This window comes from Streptomyces aureocirculatus, assembly GCF_000720475.1.
In the GTDB taxonomy this organism is placed as follows: domain Bacteria; phylum Actinomycetota; class Actinomycetes; order Streptomycetales; family Streptomycetaceae; genus Streptomyces; species Streptomyces aureocirculatus.
Genome location: NZ_JOAP01000011.1, coordinates 196,358 through 213,243, shown reverse-complemented (window position 1 = coordinate 213,243; position 16,886 = coordinate 196,358). Strand labels below are relative to the sequence as shown.

Genomic DNA, 16,886 nt, shown 5'->3' with positions numbered 1-16,886 from the left:
TAGATCTCACTGGTCGATATGTAACAGTGACCCTGCGGACGGGTGGCACGCACCATGACTTCTGACACTGTTCTGCCATGGCACAGCAAGCGACGTCCCGTCCCGTGCGTACGGCCAGGCTCGGGCGTGTGGTGGGCACGCGCCCCTCGGCGGTGAGCGCGGTGGCGCTCCTGTTGCCCGGCGGCCACGAGACCTCCGCCCGCAAGCCTTCCTTCCTCGCCGCTGCGGCGGTCCGTTCGCTCGGGCGCGGGCTCGCCCGCGCGGGGCGCGACGACGGGCTCGCGGTGCACGCCGTGCACTATCGCGTGGGCGGCTGGAACGGCGCGGAGGCGCAGCTCGCGCGGGACGCTCAGTGGGCGGCCGACGAGGTCGTGCGCCGCTACGGGGACGTGCCCGTGTGCTTCGCCGGGGTCGACATGGGCGGGCGTGCGGCGCTGCGGGCCGCCGGTCACAGCGCGGTCGAGTCCGTGGTGGCCCTTGCCCCTTGGCTGCCCGAGGAGGATGTGGCCGCGCCGCCCGAGCCCGTGCAGCAGTTGGTGGGGCGGCGGGTGCTTGTGGTGCACGGCACCAACGATGAGCGGACCGACCCCGAGTTGTCCTTCCGGCTCGCCGCGCGGGCGAAGAAGGTGAACCGGGATGTGTGCCGGTTCGAGGTGCACTCCGATGGGCATCGGCTCAGCCAGCACCACGCGGAGGTGCTTGCCCTTGCGGCGAATTTCGTGCAGGGGTCGCTGTTCGGGCATCCGCTGGCGCGGCCGGTGGAGGACGCGTTGGCTGCGCCGCCTCCGCTGGGGTTGCGGATGCCGCTGGCTGCGGGGTTCGGTAGGTCTTTGCGCTGAGGCGGTGTTCCCTCCCGGGGGGGTGTTTCCCTGCGGGGCGGACAGCTTGCCGTCGATCGGCCTTCGGCCTCGTCCTCAAACGCCGGACGGGCTGGAAAACTCAAACGCCGGGGGGCCTGGAATCGCAAGCGCCGAAGCGGCTGTCAGTCGCCGGTACCACCAGTAGGCGGTGGTACTCCCCCGGACGGTGTGGTTCGCCTACTGGGAGGCCGTCCACCTCTACCCAGGCGTGGGCTCGGAACGGGGACGTGCGGACGCCGGTGCACCAGTCCGGCCAGGTTCCGCGCATCCGGCACAGGAGGGCGGTGGCCACGGAACGCTGGAGGCAGCCCTCGCCCGCGCAGCGGGCGCTGACGGCTACGACGGCCTCGCGGGCGGCGAGCGCCTGGGCGGTGGTGGCGGGGGCGGCACCGCGTCGGACCACGGACAGGACGCGGCGGATGCGGCGCGGCTTGAGGGTGGCGATCAGGCGGGCCGCCGCCGTGGCGAGCAGGACCGGGGGGCGGTGGCGCAGGGGCAGTTGGGCGCGGGTGGCGGCCACCATGGGCTGGCTCATCGGTTCGTCACCAGGCGGGCCGCGAGCAGTTCGCCGGTGATCGAGGCCGAGTCGGCGGCGGCGCGCTCCGCGGTGAGCCGGGGGTACGCCGCGCGCAGCACGCGGGCGGTGTCCGCGGGCCTGCCGCCGTCGAGGAGGCTGCGCAGGACGAGTGCCGCGGTGCGGTTGAGCTGCCAGTACCGGCCGGTGACCTCGTCGAGCAGCACCATGCCGTCATCTGTGTCCGTCGCGCGGACGTCGGGTCGCAGGGTCAGGGTCACGGTGCTCCTTCGGTGACCGGGGTGACCCCGGTGCTCGGTGGGCGGGGGTGCGCGGCGCGGGCGCGCAGCCAGATCTCGCTGCCCAGGCTGGAGCTGAGGGAGCGCAGTCCGTCCGGGCCCGGGTGCACCCCGAGCAGGGACGCCCGGAGCGCGGCGTCGTCGATGAGTCCGGCGGCGGCGAGCAGCGAGCCGTCGAAGAACTCGACCAGGGGGCCGCGGTTGCGGCGCAGGGCGGCGTGGAAGTCCGTGCTGTACTCGCCCTTGGTGCGGCGGCACAGTACGTCCTCGGGCACGGTGCCGCGCACCGCCTCCGCGAGCACCGGCTTGTACAGGACCGGCGTGCCGCGCTCGGCGACGCGGACGGCCAGGGCGGCCTCGATGACATGGTCGTCGAGGTAGGGCCCGGCCTGGCCCAGACCGCTCGCGGAGGTCACCTGGTCGAGCTGGCGCAGGCCGCGCCCGCCGGTCCGTACGCAGGCGAGTGCCAGGTGCTGTCCGCGCTCGGCAGCGAGGGGCCCGGCGGTGGCGGCGGCTTCCAGGAGCAGGCTCCGTACGGCCTCGGCCGCGTCCCGGGTCGCCCACGGCGGCATGCGCAGGTCCGCGCCCCACGCCGTCGAGGGGGCGCCGCGGGTCAGGGCCACGGAGGGGCGTGGTGCGGTGGTGAGGCCCCGCGCCCACGCGGTCAGCCACTGACCGTACGTGCTGCGGTCCGCGAGCTGCCGCAGGAGTTGCCCGAGCGGCCAGTGCTGGGAGGCGCGGTGCGTACGGATACGGGTGTACGCCGCGAGCGGGCGGCGGCGCGCCAAGTCGTGCAGATGCGCGGGGAACGTACCGAACAGTTCGTCCGCGCCGCCGCCCATCAGGTGCAGGCGGGAGCCGCGGCCGGTCATCAGGCGGCAGAGCGCCGCCATCCTCGCGCCGTCGCGGACCCAGGGGCCCGGCTCGTCGGTGGGGGCCGCGTCGCCGGTGAGGGTTGTCAAGTCGTCGTACCAGGACGGCCATTGTTCGGGGGCGGGTACGACGTGCTCGATGCCGGGCAGGTGGGCCACGGCCCGCGCGGCCCAGGTCGCGTCGTCGTTCTCCGGGTCGAGGCTCTGCCAGCGCAGCGTCACCAGCTTCGCCCCGGGCTGCCGGGTCCGCTCCTGTTCCCGCGCGGCCAGGAAGCACAGGCTGGTGGAGTCCATGCCGCCCGACAGGTCCGCGCTCACCGTGCCACCGCCCGCCGTGCAGGAGCCGACGGCCGCGGTCAGGGCGGCGCGTACCGCGGGCACCCCTTCCCGCCGGGGCAGTTGGGGCTCCGGCGGGGCCCACCACGGCCGGGTGCGGGCCCGTCCGTCCGCGTCGAGCAGCAGACAGTCGTAGGTCGGCAGGGCCCGCACGCCCTGCCACACGCACAGGTCGTCCAGCGGGTACGGGAGCGGTGAGGAGAGCAGATGGGCGGCCAGGACCCGTTCGTCGGGGGCCGCTCCGGTCAGGGCGGCGAGGCGGTCCGACCGGTCGGCGGCCACGGTCGTTCCGGCCACCCGGGTGTGGAAGAGGCGCCGTACCCCGGAGGCGCTGCCCCTGGCCCGGACGGTGCCGTCGATGGAGGCGAGGAGGTGGAAGCTCCCCGTCAGACCGGCGGCGATGCCCTCCATGCCGCCGCTGTCCTGGACGTCCCGCAGTTGTCCGGCCCGCGTGCACAACTCGTCGGCGGTGACCGGGCACCGCCCGATCACCGCGACTCGCCGCGCCCCTGCCCTGCCCACCGTCACCCGTCCGGCCGGCCAGCTTCCGAGCAGCCACGGCCGGCCGGAGTGGTGATCGACGGTCTCGGTGGCCCAGGGGCGCAGGAGCCGCGCCGCGGCCGCGCCCGCTTCACCGTCCGGCAGGACGGCGAACCACGCGTCACCGCTCATGGCGCATCACCTCATGTGCTGTCGGCCCCGACGACCGGCCGTTCCGATGTGCTGACGGGCTGGGATCAGTTGGGGCCGAGGTACCACTCGTAGGGAGGGAAGCCGCCCTCGTAGTGCGCGCCAAGCGCCTCACCCCGGGTCAGCTCGGTGAAGTCGCCGACTTCCACCATGGCCGGTGGTTCGTACACCTCGTCCTGCTGCATGCAGGTCCTCCTCTGCTTCCGCTGGTGGCGTGGGACCCACGCCGCTGCGGAGGCTGCCCAGGGCGTCTCGGCGTCACGCCCGACGGGCCCTCGCCCCACCCGATTCGGTGAACCGAGCGGATTCACCGCTTTCGGCGGGGGCACGGAGACGGGACCGCGTGCGCCCGTGCGCGCCCCGAGCCCGCGGGCGCCGGAGTGCGGAGAGGTCTGGGGCGCGGAAGGGGCCGGAGCAGGAAGCGAACCGGGTGCGGACAGGGCACGGGAAAAGGCCGTGGGCCTACCGATGAGTTCCGGTCGCGGGCGCGGTCCCCCTGATGTGGCAGTCTCCGAAGTGCGTGCGCCGAACCTCCTGGTCGTGACGGGGCCCGTCCGCCAGGACGACATTCCCCGGCTCGTCGCCGGCCTGTGCGCCGCCGCGCGCGCACCCGCCACCGGCGAGGTGATCTGCGACGTCGGCGGGATCACCACCGCCGACCTCGGCACCGTGGAGGCCGTGGCACGGCTGAGACTGGCCGCCCGCGGGGCGGGGGTGGGGCTGCGGTTGCGGGACCCCACCCCGGCCCTGTGGGCGCTGCTCGGGCTCGTCGGCCTCGCGGAGCTATGCGTCGAGGTGGAGCGGCACCCCGAAGAGCGGGAACCACCGCTCGGTGTCGAGGAAGCAGTGGAACCCGGCGACCCGGCCCGCTGAGATCTCGATGACCTGGATCGCCCAGGGCAGGTAGCCGCCGTTGTCCGGGTCGGGCTTGTACTGCGCGAAGCCCGGGGTGCCGTTGACCGCGACCGGGAGGAGGCGGGAGCCCGCGCAGGCCGCGCCGATGGTCGACATGAAGCCCGTGATGTCCTGCGGGCCGCGCAGCCACAGGTCGAACGGGGGCATCGTCATCACGGCGTCCTCGTGGAGGAGGGCGGTGAGGGCCGCCATGTCATAGCCCTCGAATGCCGTGACGTAGCGGTCGAGGAGCTTTTGCTGTTCGTCGTCCAGCGGGTCGGACGTCGCCGTGTCGTCGGCGGGGCGCTCGGCGAGGGTGGCGCGGGCACGCTGCAGGGCGCTGTTGACCGAGGCGACCGTCGTACCGAGCAGGTCGGCGACCTCGCTCGCCTTCCACGCGAGGACCTCGCGCAGGATGAGCACCGCCCGCTGCTTGGCGGGCAGTTGCTGGAGTGCGGCGATGAAGGCGAGGCGCACGGACTCCTTGGCGACGGCGGCCTCGGCGGGGTCGCCGACCGTGGGCAGGACCCGGCCGTCCGGTATCGGCTCCAGCCAGACGTTGTCCGCGCGGGGGGTGAGGGCCGCCTGGGCCAGGGGCGTCGAGGCGGTGAGGTCCATGGGGCGGGCGCGGCGGTTGCCCGCGTTCAGCATGTCCAGGCAGACGTTCGTCGCGATGCGATACAGCCAGGAGCGGAGGCTGGAGCGGCCCTCGAACTTGTCGAAGCTGCGCCAGGCGCGGACCATCGTGTCCTGCACGGCGTCCTCGGCCTCGAAGGCGGAGCCCAGCATCCGATAGCAGTACCCCGTCAGCTCGGTGCGGTGCTTCTCCAGGCTCGCGTCCAGCTCCACCGTCGCGCTGTCACTCATCCCAACCCACCCCTGTGCCTCTGCGTGCCCATGTGCGCCCGTGTCGTAGCGGCTACGGAAGTTCCAGCACCTCGGAAGCTACCGCAGCCCACTGACAATGGCCCGCGGAGCGGCGAAAACGGCAGTTCAGCGCGATAGTTGTGTTAAGCGGTGCGGGCCGTGAGGCGTTCCACGCGCGCCACCCGGCTCCCGTACAGCGTGATCGACACGACGCCGACAACGGCGAGGACACCGAGGCCGACCGTGCCGCCCCAGCCGCCCGCGTGGAAGGCCATGGCGCCGAGCGTGCCGCCCACGCTGGAGCCCACGTAGTAGGCGGACTGGTAGAGCGCGGAGGCCTGGGCGCGGCCGGTGGTGGCCGTGCGGCTCACCGAGGAGGACGCGACGGCGTGGCCCGCGAAGAAGCCCGCCGTGATCAGGACCAGGCCGAGCAGGACCATCACCAGGGAGTCGGACAGGGACAGGAGCAGACCGCCCGCGGTGGTGGACACGGCGAGGTAGAGGGCGCCGCGCCTGCCGAGCCGGGCCACGAGCTTTCCGGCGGCGGCCGAGGACGCCGTACCGACGAGGTAGACCAGGAAGATCGAGCCGATGACGCCCTGCGGGAGGGAGAACGGCGCCTCGCTGAGGCGGTATCCGATCACCGTGTAGACCGCGCCGAAGACGGTCATGAACAGCGCGCCGATCGCGTAGAGACGGCACAGGAGCGGGTTCGACAGGTGCGAACGGACCGTGCGGCCGAGCGACTTGGGGCTGAGGGTGCCCGGCGTGAAGTGGCGCGGGGCGGGCAGCAGCGCGCGGAAGGCGAGCACGCAGACGACCGCGAGCAGGCCGACCACGCCGACGGCCCAGCGCCAGCCCCAGGCCTGCGCGGCCCAGCCGGTGACGATACGGCCGCTCATGCCGCCGATGGAGTTGCCCGCGACGAACATGCCGATCGCGGCCACGAGCGCCTTGGGGCGCACCTCTTCCGCGAGGTAGGCCATCGCGGACGCCGGGAGCCCGGCGAGTGCGGCGCCCTGCACGGCGCGCAGCACGATCAGCGCCCCGACCGACGGTGCGAACGGTACGAGCAGGCCCACCGCGACGGCGACGCTCAGCGAGACCGTCATCAGCGTCCGCCGCCCGTACCGCTCCGACAGGGCGCTCAGCGGCAGCACGAACAGGGCGAGCGCGCCGGTCGCGGCCGACACCGTCCAACTTGCCGTGGACGCGCTCGCGCCGAAGTCGGCGGAGATCAGCGGGAGCAGAGCCTGGGTGGAGTACAGGAGCGCGAAGGCGGCCATGCCCGCGAGGAACAGCGCGAAGCTCATACGGCGAAAGCCCGGGCCTCCCGGTGCCATGCGCGTGTCGTGGGCGGCAGTGGATTCGATGGGCGCGGCGGTGGGCTGGGAATCGGGGGACGACGGGGTGCGGGCGACCGCGTGGCTCGCGGTCGCCCCGCTACTGGCAGGAGGCATGCAACGAACGTACGACCACGATTTTCATGCGTCCAATGCATGGAATCGTCATAATCGTTCCTATGCAGCATCAGCAAAGGTCAGAGGCTCGTCTGTCGCAGAACAGTGACACAGAGGACACAGATCACATTGTGCGGCTGCTCGCGCCGCGGCTCGCGTACTTCGCCGGGGTCGCCCGTACCGAGCACGTCACGCGGGCCGCGCAGGAGTTGGGGGTGCCGCAGTCGACGCTGTCGCGCGCCCTCGTCAGGCTCGAACGGGACCTGGGCGTCGACCTGTTCGCCCGGCACGGCCGCACGGTGTCGCTGACGCCGGCGGGCCGCACCTTCCTCGCGTCGGCCGAGCGGGCGCTCGCGGAGGTGGGGCGGGCCGCGGAGTCCGTTAGGGCCGACGCGGACCCGGCCACGGGGAAGGTGGCGTTCGGCTTTCTGCACACCATGGGCTCCGAGACCGTCCCCGGTCTCATCCGCGCCTTCCGCGTGGATCACCCCCGGGTCCGGTTCAGCCTCGTGCAGAACTATGGCGAGGCCATGCTCGAACGGCTGCGGGCCGGGGAACTCGACCTGTGTCTGACGTCCCCCGTCCCGGACGCGCCCGGCCTCGTCGCCCGGCGCCTCGACGAGCAGCGGCTGCGTCTCGTCGTCCCCGACGACCACCGCCTCGCCACCCGCAAGCGCGTCCGCCTCGCCGAAGCCGCGGACGAGGCGTTCGTGACGCTGGAGCCCGGGTACGGGCTGCGGCGCATCACCGACGCGCTGTGCGCCGAGGCCGGGTTCAGGCCGCGCATCGCCTTCGAGGGCGAGGAGGCCGAGACGCTGCGCGGCCTGGTGGCGGCGGGGCTCGGGGTGGCTCTGCTGCCGCCGCCCGCCGTCGCCCGGCCCGGCGTCGTCGAGCTCACCGTCACCGGGCAGCGGGCCGTCCGCGAGATCGGCGTCGCCTGGCTCGAAGGTCACCCGGACACGGCCCCGGTGGCGGCGTTCAAGAAGTTCCTGCTGGGGCGGCGGGGGCGGTTGCTGCCGGAGTGATCTTCTCCCCCACCCCCCGCCCCTCCCCGAAAACCACGGGGCTGCGCCCCCTGGACCCCCGCGGGCCCGGACCCCTGAGGCCCCGGCCCCCTCGGGCCCGGGGCACCGCCGATCGCGCTCCGCGCTCGTCCTCAAACGCCGGACGGGCTTGGACCTTGCCGCGCGGGCTGGGATCTCACCGAGGGAGGGGGCGGGTGGGTGGGGGCAAGAGGCCCGCACGGCGCTTGGCGGTGACGCGGGGGCGTGTGGTCAAAGGGAGACGCGCTCCAGGACGATCGGACGGGGCGTGAACTCCGTACCCGGCGGGGAGACGTCGTACGCGGACTCCAGGGACTTCAGGGCGTACTCGAACCGCTCGGGGGTGTCCGTGTGCAGGGTGAGAAGCGGCGCGCCCGCTTCGACGGAGTCGCCCGGCTTGGCGTGGAGTTCGACGCCGGCGCCCGCCTGCACGGGGTCCTCCTTGCGGGCCCGCCCCGCACCGAGCCGCCACGCGGCGACGCCGACGTCGTACGCGTCCAGACGGGTCAGGACCCCGGACGAGGGAGCCGTGACGACATGGGTCTCGCGGGCCACGGGCAGCGCCGCGTCCGGGTCGCCGCCCTGCGCCGCGATCATCCGGCGCCAGACGTCCATCGCGGAGCCGTCGGCGAGGGCCTTCGCCGGGTCGGCGTCCGGCAGGCCGGCGGCGGCGAGCATCTCGCGGGCGAGGGCCAGGGTCAGGTCGACGACGTCGCAGGGGCCGCCGCCCGCCAGGACCTCGACGGACTCGCGGACCTCCAGGGCGTTGCCCGCGGTCAGGCCGAGCGGCGTCGACATGTCCGTGAGCAGGGCGACCGTGCGGACGCCGTGGTCGGTGCCGAGGCCCACCATGGTGGAGGCCAGCTCGCGCGCGTCGTCGAGGGTCTTCATGAACGCGCCGGTACCGACCTTCACGTCCAGGACCAGGGAACCCGTACCCTCGGCGATCTTCTTGGACATGATGGAGGACGCGATGAGGGGGATCGCCTCCACCGTTCCCGTCACGTCACGCAGGGCGTAGAGCTTCTTGTCGGCGGGGGCCAGGCCGTCGCCCGCCGCGCAGATGACGGAGCCCGCGCCGTTCAGGACGGCCAGCATCTCCTCGTTGGAGAGCAGGGCGCGCCAGCCGGGGATCGACTCCAGCTTGTCGAGGGTGCCGCCGGTGTGGCCGAGGCCGCGCCCGGAGAGCTGCGGGACGGCCGCGCCGCAGGCCGCCACCAGGGGCGCGAGCGGAAGCGTGATCTTGTCGCCGACGCCGCCCGTGGAGTGCTTGTCGGCGGTGGGACGGGAGAGGGACGAGAAGTCCATGCGCTCGCCGGAGGCGATCATCGCCGCCGTCCAGGTGGCGATCTCGCGGCGGTTCATGCCGTTGAGCAGGATCGCCATCGCCAGGGCCGACATCTGCTCGTCGGCGACGGCGCCGCGCGTGTAGGCGTCGATGACCCAGTCGATCTGCTCGTCGCTCAGCTCGCCCCGGTCCCGCTTCGTACGGATGACGGAGATGACGTCCATGGCAGAGATCCCTTCCAGCGGTGGCGGTCGTCAGTGACCGGCGTGCGTCGATCGCGACTCTACGCGCATAGAGCGAGGGACGGGAAAGACCCCCGCCAACTCGGCGGGGGCCGTTGCCAGTTGCGGTCTGTTCGGGTGCCGGGTCAGTTCAGGTGCTCGGGCCCGAACGCGTCCGGCAGCATGTCGCCGAGGGACCGCACCCCGGACGACGTCTCCAGGAGGAGGGCCGTACCCCCGAACTCGTACAGGAGCTGTCGGCAGCGGCCGCACGGCATCAGGATGTCGCCCTTGCCGTCGACGCAGGTGAAGTGCGTCAGGCGGCCGCCGCCGGTGAGCTGGAGCTGGGAGACCAGGCCGCACTCGGCGCACAGGCCGAGGCCGTACGAGGCGTTCTCGACGTTGCAGCCGGTGACGGTGCGGCCGTCGTCGACGCGGGCCGCGGCGCCGACCGGGAAACCCGAGTAGGGCGCGTACGCACGGGACATGGCCTCGCGCGCGGCTTCCCGCAGCTCGTCCCAGTCGGCCTCCGCGGCAGTGGTCATTTCCCTTGTCCCTTCCGGTACGGCATCCCGTCCGCCTTCGGCATCCGCAACCGCTGGGCGGAGAGCGAGAGCACAAGGAGCGTCACGACGTACGGCGTCGCCGTCACGACCTGGTTCGGCACCTCGTCGGTGAGGGCGTACCAGAGGAACATCAGCGCCGAGACCGCCGCGGTGATCACCGCGGGGACATAGCGCTTGCGCCAGATCAGATAGGCCGCACCGATGACGAGAAGGATGGCGATGAGAAGCAGCAGGGCGTGGACATTCGTGCCGCCGCCCCGGAGTTTCAGGCTGTCGGTGTAACCGAACAGACCGGCACCGAGCGCGAGGCCGCCGGGCATCCAGTTGCCGAAGATCATGGCGGCGAGGCCGATGTAGCCGCGGTTGCCGGTCTGGCCCTCCAGGTAGATGTTGGAGGCCACCAGGGACAGGAACGCGCCGCCGAGGCCCGCGAGGCCACCGGAGATCACAACCGCCAGATACTTGTACTTGTAGACGTTGACGCCGAGCGACTCCGCCGCGATCGGGTTCTCGCCGCAGGAGCGCAGCCGCAGGCCGAAGGCGGTGCGCCACAGGATGAACCAGCTCAGCGGCACCATCGCGACGGCGATGAGGGTCAGCGGGGAGACGTCGGTGAGCAGCCCGCCGAGCAGGCCCGCGAGGTCGGAGACCAGGAACCAGTGCTTGTCGTTGAGGTCCTGGAGCCAGTCGGACAAGCCGGGGACCGAGAACTTGCCGAGCGAGTCGACACCCGGCGACTGCTTCGAGGTGCCGCCCTCCTCGCCCTCGAAGGCGAAGGTGGAGAGGTAGCGCGTGGTGCCGAGGGCCAGGATGTTCAGCGCCACACCGGAGACGATGTGGTTGACGTTGAAGGTGACCGTGACGATCGCGTGCAGCAGCCCGCCGAGCGCGCCGCCGAGGACACCGAAGACGATGCCGACCCACGGGCCCCACTGGAAGCCCGCCCAGGCACCGAACCAGGTGCCGAGGATCATCATGCCCTCAAGGCCGATGTTGACCACGCCCGCGCGCTCGGCCCACAGACCGCCGAGACCGGCCAGGCCGATCGGTACGGCCAGGCGCAGGGCGCCGGACACCTGGCCGGTTGAGGTGATGCCGTGGGCGTCGGTGATCAGGCGGACCACGGACGTCAGTACGAGGACGCCCGCGATGACCAGGAGCAGGACGGGCAGCGAGATGCGGCGGCGGCCCGGAGCGGGCTCGGCCGGCGCGGCCTTGGTGACGGTTGCCGTACTCATCGGGCAGCCACCTCCTTCACGGAGTCGTTGTTGCCGTTGCTTCCGCCACCGGCGGCGCGCGCCGCGGCGGCGAGTTCCGCACCGACCCGCTGCTGCTGGCGGCTCAGACCCCAGCGGCGTACGGCCTCGTAGGAGACGACGACCGCGATCACGATCAGGCCCTGCATGATGACCGCGATCTCCTTGTCGTACCCCTTGTAGTCGAGCGCCTGGGACGCCTTGACGAGGAAGGCCCAGAGCAGCGAGGCGAGGGCGATGCCGACCGGGCTGTTGCGGCCGAGCAGGGCGATGCCGATACCGGTGAAGCCGAGCCCGGTCGGGAAGCTCAGGCTGTACGTGTGGACGTCGCCGAGCAGGATCGGCATGCCCGCGAGGCCCGCGACCGCGCCGGACACGAGCATGGCGGTGAGCATCATGCGCTTGGCGTTCACACCGGAGGCCGCGGCCGCGGACGGCGATGCGCCGGTGGCGCGCAGGTCGAAGCCGAAGCGGGTGCGGTTGAGGATCAGCCAGTACAGGACGCCCGCGAGGGCGGCGATGATGACGAAGCCGTAGATCTCGCCGGACTCGCCCATGTCGATGCCGGGGAACCAGCCGGACTTGTGCATGACGCCGGTGGTGTTGTTGTTGCCGACGGGGACGCCGAAGTTCTCGTCCAGCGTGAGGTAGGCGATGACGCTCGTCGCGATGGCGTTCAGCATGATCGTCGCGACGACCTCGCTGACGCCCCGGGTCGTCTTGAGGATGCCCGCGATGCCTGCCCAGAAGGCGCCGGTGAGCATGGCGACCAGGATGAGGAGCGGGATCTGGAGCCCGGCGGGCAGCGAGATGTGTGCGCCGACGACGGCGGTGACCATCGCGGCGAGCCGGTACTGGCCGTCCACCCCGATGTTGAACAGGTTCATCCGGAAGCCGATGGCGACGGCGAGCGCCGCCAGGTAGTACATCCCGGCCTCGTTGATGATGAGCACCTGGACGTCGGAGAACGTGGCCTGCTCGAACATCAGGCTGTACGGCTCGACCGGGCTCTTGCCGGAGGCGACCAGGACGACCGAGGTCAGCACCATGGCCGCGACGAGCGCGATGACCGGTCCTGCCACCGCGAGGAGCAGGCGCTCCTTGTCGAACTTCTTCATCGGGCCTCGTCCTCCGGGGCTTCGGCTGCGTCCTTGGTCGCCGGGGCTTCGGCTGCGTCCTTGGTCGCCGGGGCTTCGGCTGCTTGCGCGGGGGCGGGAGCGTCCGCGGGGGCGTCGGGCGCGGGGGCGTCCGCGGGGTCCTCGGTGTGCTCCAGGTGGCCGGATGCCGCGCCCGTCATCGCCGAGCCGAGCTCCTCCGGCGTGACCGACGCGGGGTCGGCGTCCGCGACCAGACGGCCCCGGTAGATCACCCGCAGGGTGTCCGAGAGGCCGATCAGCTCGTCCAGGTCCGCGGAGATCAGGAGCACCGCGAGGCCTTCGCGGCGCGCCTCGCGGATCTGGTCCCAGATCTGCGCCTGCGCGCCGACGTCCACGCCGCGCGTCGGGTGGGCGGCGATGAGGAAGCGCGGCTTGTGGCTCATCTCGCGGCCGACGATCAGCTTCTGCTGGTTGCCGCCGGACAGCGAGGCCGCCGTGACGTCGATGCCGGGCGTACGGACGTCGTACTCCTCGACGATGCGCCGGGTGTCGGCCTGCGCGCCCTTGATGTCGAGGAGGAAGCCGCCCTTGCCGCGCGAGTTGGGCTTTTCGGTGACATGGCCGAGGATGCGGTTCTCCCAGAGGGGGGACTCCAGGAGCAGGCCGTGGCGGTGCCGGTCCTCGGGGATGTAGCCGACGCCGCCCTCGCGGCGCGTGCGGGTCGACCGGTCGGTGATGTCCTCGCCGGCCATCCGGATGACGCCGGAGTCGGCGCGCTTGAGGCCGATGAGGGCGTCGATGAGTTCGGTCTGGCCGTTGCCCTCCACGCCCGCGAGGCCGAGGACCTCGCCCTCGTGGATGGTGAAGGAGATGTCGTCGAGCAGCGCCCGGCCGGAGCCGCCGTCGGCGAGCAGCTTGAGGCCGTCGACCTCGATCATCGGGCGGTCGGTGACCGTCGACTCGGCGGTCTCCGGCGTCGGCAGCTCGCTGCCCACCATCAGCTCGGCGAGCTGGCGCGGGGTGGTCTTCGACGGGATCGCGGTGCCCACCGTCGTACCCCGCCGGATGACGGTGATGTCGTCGGCGACGGAGAGGACCTCACCCAGCTTGTGCGAGATGAAGATGACGGAGAGGCCCTCGGACTTGAGCTCGCGCAGGTTGTCGAAGAGCGCGTCGACCTCCTGCGGCACCAGGACGGCGGTGGGCTCGTCGAGGATGAGGGTGGTGGCGCCGCGGTAGAGGACCTTGAGGATCTCCACGCGCTGGCGGTCGGCGACGCCGAGGTCCTCGACGTAGGCGTCGGGCCGCACGCCGAGGCCGTAGCGGTCGGAGATCTCGGTGATCCGGCGGCGGGCCCTGGCACCGATGCCGTGCGGCTTCTCGCTGCCGAGCACGATGTTCTCCAGGACCGTCAACTGGTCGGCCAGCATGAAGTGCTGGTGGACCATGCCGATGCCGAGCGCGATGGCGTCGGCGGGGCTGGTGAAGGAGACCTGGGTCCCGTCGACGGCGATGGTGCCCTCGTCCGGCTTCTGCATGCCGTAGAGGATCTTCATCAGGGTCGACTTGCCGGCGCCGTTCTCGCCGACGAGGGCGTGCACGGTGCCCTTGCGGACGCTCAGATGGATGTCGTGGTTGGCCACGACGCCCGGGAACCGCTTGGTGATGCCGCTGAGTTCGACGGCACAGGCCGTCGTGCGGTCGGTGGGCGGAGGGCTGGTGGACGCGTCGATGGCGCACTCTCCTCGGACACTGAAGGAAAGGGGCCCGCGCCGCACCCGCGGTGTGGCCCTGATCTTTTCGGCTGGGGGTCGGGGAGTTGTTCCCCGGGGTCTTTTCGTCTGGAGACCGGGGAGTTGTTCCCCGGGTCCTTTTCGGCTGAGGGTCCGGGAAGACGATCCCCGGGAAGGTGCTCGCGGGCTCTGCCGCGGGAGCGGGGCGCCTCGGCCGTGCGAACGGGGCGCGAGGAAGCTTCCCTCCTCACACCCCGTTCCGCGGCCGTGGAGCCGCCGTCACAGCTTCGTCTTGACCTTGATCTTTCCGCTGGTGATGCCCTGCTCGGCCTTCTTCAGGTCGGCCTGCAGGTCCTTCATCTTCAGGAACTCGGGGTTGGAGTCGGCGAGGCCGACACCGCCGGACTTGAGGTCCGCGCGCACGATGCCGCCCTTGGCCTTGTCATCCTGGACCGCCTTCACCAGGTTGTACACCGCACCGGCGACGTCCTTGGTGGCCGAAGTGAGGATGTGCTTCTTGTACTTGGCGAGGGCCGCCTGCTTGTACTGGTCGGAGTCGACGCCGATCGCCCACACCTTCTTGGCGGCGGCGGCCTCGATGACGCCCTGACCGGAGAGGCCCGCCGCGTGGTAGACCACGTCGGCGCCGCCCTCGATCTGGCCGCTGGCCGCCTCCTTGCCCTTGTCCGGGCTGGAGAAGCCGCCGTCCTCGGGCTTGTCGGCGAGGTACTGGCGCTTGATCTTGACCGACTTGTCGGTGGCCTGCACGCCCTGGACGAAGCCCGCCTCGAACTTGCGGATCAGCGTGTTGTCGACACCGCCGACGAAGCCGACGGTCTTGGACTTGGTGGCCCTGGCGGCGGCGACACCGGCCAGGTACGAGGACTGCTCCTCGTTGAAGACCAGGTCCGAGACGTTCTTGGCGTCGATGGTGGCGTCGTCGACGATGCCAAAGGTGGTGTCGGGGTTCTTGGCCGCGACCTCCTTGACGGCGGGCGCGTAGGCGAAACCGACGCCGATCACCGGGTTGTAGCCCTGCTTGGCCAGCTCGGTGAGGCGCTGGATCTTGTCGGCGTCGGACTCGCCGTCGGTCGGCTCGACGGCCTTCTTGCCGACCTTCAGCTCCTTGGCGGCCTTGTTCATGCCGGCGGTCGCGGCGTCGTTGAAGGACTGGTCGCCCTCGCCGCCGATGTCGTACGCGAGGGCGACGCCCTTGCTCTTACCGTCGTCGCTCTTGGCGGCGTCGCTTGAGGTACCGCCACAGGCGGAGACGGACACGGCGAGGGCGGCGGTCGCGACAGACGCGAACGCGATTCGGGACACCCGGCGCATAGAGACGAACTCCTTATGTACAAGGACGTGAGTACGTACGCGACTCGTCGACCTGGGGACACGTGCTGTGCCGCATACGTGCAGTGCGCCTCACCCGGCGCTGATTTCGCCGCAGCGTAACGCGCGTAGACCTGACATAAGAACCCTTCTGTCCGCTCCGTTATCGAGCTGTGGCCACCAGGCGTCGCCCGGGTGACACCCGGGCGACGCGGCCTCGCGGGGGCCGGAGCGTTCCGGCTCAACGGGTTATACGTACGACGCCGAGGAGAAATTCAGCCCGTCCGGTGTTTGAGGACGAGGCCGAAGGCCGACAAACGGTCACGGACGCGCCGAGACCTTCACCTTTCCGCTCACGACGTCCCGCTTGGCCTGCTCGACAGCGGCGACGACATCCCTCATCTCGCGATAGGCAGGATTGGAGTCAGAGAACCCCACCCGCCCCGACCGGAGGTCGTACCGCTGGGTGCCGGTCATCGGCTTGCCCTTGACGACGGACTTGGTGAGGTCGTAGACGGCGCCGCCGACGTCCTTCAGGGCCGAGCCGAGGATGTACTTCCGGTACTTGGCGAGGGCCTTCTGCTTGTACTGGTCGGAGTCGACGCCGATCGCCCACTTCTTCTGCGAACCGGCTTCCTGGATCACGCCCTGCCCGGAGAGCCCGGCCGCGTGGTAGAGCACGTCGGCGCCCGCTTCGAGCTGACCGCTCGCGGCGTCCTGCCCCTTGTCGGGGCTGGCGAACCCGCCCTCCTCCGGTTTCTCCGTCAGATAGCGCTTCTCAATTTTGATCTTCGGGTCGACGGACTTCACGCCCTGGACGAACCCGGCCTCGAATTTATGGATGATCGGAATGTCCACCCCGCCGATGAATCCGACATGGCCGGCCTTGGTCGCCTTCGCCGCGGCGACTCCGGCGAGATAGGAACCCTGTTCCTCGTGGAATACAAGATCGGCGACGTTGTCGGCCTTGACGGTGTTGTCGTCGACGATGCCGAAGGTGGTGTCCGGGTGCTTCTTCGCCACTTCCTGAATGGCGGGCGCGTAGATGAACCCGACACCGATCACGGGGTCGTAGCCCTGCCGGGCGAGCTGTTCGATGCGCTGCACCTTGTCGGCGCTGGACTCGCCGTCGCCCGGCTCCATGTCGACGCCGCCGATCTTGAAGTCCTTGCGGGCCCGCTCGTAACCGGTGTACGCGGCGTCGTTGAACGACTGGTCGCCCTGGCCGCCGATGTCGTACGCGAGCCCGATGCCCTTGCCGTCGTAGCTGCCGGAACTTCCCTTGCCCTTGCCGCCGTTGTCGTCGTCCTTGGCGGCATCGCTGCTGGTCTCGCCGCACGCGGTGGCCAGGAGAGCGAGGGCGGCCATCGCCACGAACAGACGGGCCACTGGTTTCTCTGGACGTACTGGAAGCACTTGACGCACCCCTTACGTTCCCCAACGCACCGTCGTGGGCGCTGATTTCGGCGCACATTAACGCGCGTAGAAAGGGAGGGGAACGGGTCCGGCGGCGGCCGTTATCGATTCGTGGCGGATCGTGACGGGCGGTATTACGCCCGCG

At 71.3% G+C, this 16,886-nt stretch carries 16 protein-coding genes; 3 read left to right on the top strand and 13 right to left on the bottom strand.

All coding sequences use genetic code 11. The features are described 5' to 3' along the window. The first annotated feature begins 77 nt into the window (after positions 1-77). Complete coding sequence (locus tag IG78_RS0113195; RefSeq protein WP_030562514.1) at positions 78-839, top strand: alpha/beta hydrolase; 762 nt, start codon at positions 78-80, stop codon at positions 837-839. Positions 840-939: 100 nt separating this feature from the next. Here the strand turns inward: IG78_RS0113195 and IG78_RS0113190 are convergent, their stop codons facing one another. The 4 genes from IG78_RS0113190 to IG78_RS47990 all read right to left on the bottom strand — a co-directional run bounded on the left by IG78_RS0113190 (position 940) and on the right by IG78_RS47990 (position 3,756). Next, the gene (locus tag IG78_RS0113190) at positions 940-1,395 is read right to left on the bottom strand and encodes a lasso peptide biosynthesis B2 protein (RefSeq protein ID WP_030562512.1); all 456 of its coding nucleotides are present in this window, start codon (positions 1,393-1,395) and stop codon (positions 940-942) included. Beyond that, positions 1,392-1,655 (bottom strand): lasso peptide biosynthesis PqqD family chaperone, encoded by a 264-nt coding sequence (locus IG78_RS0113185; protein WP_030562510.1) that lies wholly within the window; start codon positions 1,653-1,655, stop codon positions 1,392-1,394. Before IG78_RS0113185 ends, IG78_RS0113190 begins: the two co-directional genes overlap by 4 nt. After that, positions 1,652-3,553, bottom strand: a complete 1,902-nt coding sequence (locus tag IG78_RS0113180) for an asparagine synthase-related protein (protein ID WP_037686039.1) — start codon at positions 3,551-3,553, stop codon at positions 1,652-1,654. Before IG78_RS0113180 ends, IG78_RS0113185 begins: the two co-directional genes overlap by 4 nt. Before the next feature lie 65 nt (positions 3,554-3,618). Next, positions 3,619-3,756 carry a lasso RiPP family leader peptide-containing protein gene (locus tag IG78_RS47990; RefSeq protein WP_107054895.1) on the bottom strand — a complete coding sequence of 46 codons (138 nt, stop codon included), beginning with the start codon at positions 3,754-3,756 and terminating at the stop codon, positions 3,619-3,621. A gap of 316 nt (positions 3,757-4,072) precedes the next feature. Between IG78_RS47990 and IG78_RS0113170 the strand changes: the two genes are divergently transcribed. Then, a complete protein-coding gene (locus tag IG78_RS0113170; protein ID WP_225882198.1) occupies positions 4,073-4,444 on the top strand; it encodes an STAS domain-containing protein in 372 nt (123 codons plus the stop codon). On the opposite strand, the gene IG78_RS0113165 is transcribed toward IG78_RS0113170, so the two are convergent. Both IG78_RS0113165 and IG78_RS0113160 read right to left on the bottom strand, forming a co-directional pair. Beyond that, positions 4,355-5,332: a sigma-70 family RNA polymerase sigma factor gene (locus IG78_RS0113165; protein ID WP_030562504.1), complete on the bottom strand. Its 978-nt coding sequence runs from the start codon at positions 5,330-5,332 to the stop codon at positions 4,355-4,357. The two genes, IG78_RS0113170 and IG78_RS0113165, sit on opposite strands and share 90 nt — an antisense overlap. Positions 5,333-5,475: 143 nt before the next feature. Then, complete coding sequence (locus IG78_RS0113160; RefSeq protein WP_030562502.1) at positions 5,476-6,792, bottom strand: MFS transporter; 1,317 nt, start codon at positions 6,790-6,792, stop codon at positions 5,476-5,478. Between the two features lie 62 nt (positions 6,793-6,854). On the opposite strand from IG78_RS0113160, the gene IG78_RS0113155 reads away from it, so the two are divergent. After that, the gene (locus IG78_RS0113155; protein WP_030562500.1) at positions 6,855-7,817 is read left to right on the top strand and encodes a LysR family transcriptional regulator; all 963 of its coding nucleotides are present in this window, start codon (positions 6,855-6,857) and stop codon (positions 7,815-7,817) included. Positions 7,818-8,066: 249 nt separating this feature from the next. Here IG78_RS0113155 and IG78_RS0113150 read toward each other — a convergent pair whose 3' ends face one another. From IG78_RS0113150 to IG78_RS0113120, 7 genes are all read right to left on the bottom strand, one after another. Further along, positions 8,067-9,347 carry a thymidine phosphorylase gene (locus tag IG78_RS0113150; protein WP_030562499.1) on the bottom strand — a complete coding sequence of 427 codons (1,281 nt, stop codon included), beginning with the start codon at positions 9,345-9,347 and terminating at the stop codon, positions 8,067-8,069. A gap of 143 nt (positions 9,348-9,490) precedes the next feature. Then, on the bottom strand, positions 9,491-9,889 hold the full coding sequence (locus IG78_RS0113145; protein ID WP_030562497.1) for a cytidine deaminase: 399 nt from the start codon (positions 9,887-9,889) through the stop codon (positions 9,491-9,493). Further along, positions 9,886-11,148 (bottom strand): ABC transporter permease, encoded by a 1,263-nt coding sequence (locus IG78_RS0113140; protein ID WP_030562495.1) that lies wholly within the window; start codon positions 11,146-11,148, stop codon positions 9,886-9,888. The genes IG78_RS0113145 and IG78_RS0113140 overlap by 4 nt, the downstream gene beginning before the upstream one ends. Continuing rightward, the gene (locus IG78_RS0113135) at positions 11,145-12,284 is read right to left on the bottom strand and encodes an ABC transporter permease (protein WP_030562493.1); all 1,140 of its coding nucleotides are present in this window, start codon (positions 12,282-12,284) and stop codon (positions 11,145-11,147) included. The genes IG78_RS0113140 and IG78_RS0113135 overlap by 4 nt, the downstream gene beginning before the upstream one ends. Next, positions 12,281-13,996, bottom strand: coding sequence for an ABC transporter ATP-binding protein (locus IG78_RS0113130; protein ID WP_051852598.1), 1,716 nt, complete (start codon positions 13,994-13,996; stop codon positions 12,281-12,283). The genes IG78_RS0113135 and IG78_RS0113130 overlap by 4 nt, the downstream gene beginning before the upstream one ends. A 279-nt stretch (positions 13,997-14,275) precedes the next feature. Next, a complete protein-coding gene (locus IG78_RS0113125) occupies positions 14,276-15,328 on the bottom strand; it encodes a BMP family lipoprotein (protein ID WP_030562489.1) in 1,053 nt (350 codons plus the stop codon). Between the two features lie 318 nt (positions 15,329-15,646). Beyond that, a complete protein-coding gene (locus tag IG78_RS0113120) occupies positions 15,647-16,693 on the bottom strand; it encodes a BMP family lipoprotein (protein WP_051852597.1) in 1,047 nt (348 codons plus the stop codon). Positions 16,694-16,886: the final 193 nt, after the last annotated feature.

Bases quoted from the DNA above. Each gene is read 5' to 3' on its own strand.
- IG78_RS0113195 (WP_030562514.1), top strand. From the start codon at position 78: ATGGCACAGCAAGCGACGTCCCGTCCCGTGCGTACGGCCAGGCTCGGG.
- IG78_RS0113190 (WP_030562512.1), bottom strand. From the start codon at position 1,395: ATGAGCCAGCCCATGGTGGCCGCCACCCGCGCCCAACTGCCCCTGCGC.
- IG78_RS0113180 (WP_037686039.1), bottom strand. From the start codon at position 3,553: ATGAGCGGTGACGCGTGGTTCGCCGTCCTGCCGGACGGTGAAGCGGGC.
- IG78_RS47990 (WP_107054895.1), bottom strand. From the start codon at position 3,756: ATGCAGCAGGACGAGGTGTACGAACCACCGGCCATGGTGGAAGTCGGC.
- IG78_RS0113165 (WP_030562504.1), bottom strand. From the start codon at position 5,332: ATGAGTGACAGCGCGACGGTGGAGCTGGACGCGAGCCTGGAGAAGCAC.
- IG78_RS0113160 (WP_030562502.1), bottom strand. From the start codon at position 6,792: ATGCCTCCTGCCAGTAGCGGGGCGACCGCGAGCCACGCGGTCGCCCGC.
- IG78_RS0113155 (WP_030562500.1), top strand. From the start codon at position 6,855: ATGCAGCATCAGCAAAGGTCAGAGGCTCGTCTGTCGCAGAACAGTGAC.
- IG78_RS0113150 (WP_030562499.1), bottom strand. From the start codon at position 9,347: ATGGACGTCATCTCCGTCATCCGTACGAAGCGGGACCGGGGCGAGCTG.
- IG78_RS0113145 (WP_030562497.1), bottom strand. From the start codon at position 9,889: ATGACCACTGCCGCGGAGGCCGACTGGGACGAGCTGCGGGAAGCCGCG.
- IG78_RS0113140 (WP_030562495.1), bottom strand. From the start codon at position 11,148: ATGAGTACGGCAACCGTCACCAAGGCCGCGCCGGCCGAGCCCGCTCCG.
- IG78_RS0113135 (WP_030562493.1), bottom strand. From the start codon at position 12,284: ATGAAGAAGTTCGACAAGGAGCGCCTGCTCCTCGCGGTGGCAGGACCG.
- IG78_RS0113125 (WP_030562489.1), bottom strand. From the start codon at position 15,328: ATGCGCCGGGTGTCCCGAATCGCGTTCGCGTCTGTCGCGACCGCCGCC.
- IG78_RS0113120 (WP_051852597.1), bottom strand. From the start codon at position 16,693: ATGGCCGCCCTCGCTCTCCTGGCCACCGCGTGCGGCGAGACCAGCAGC.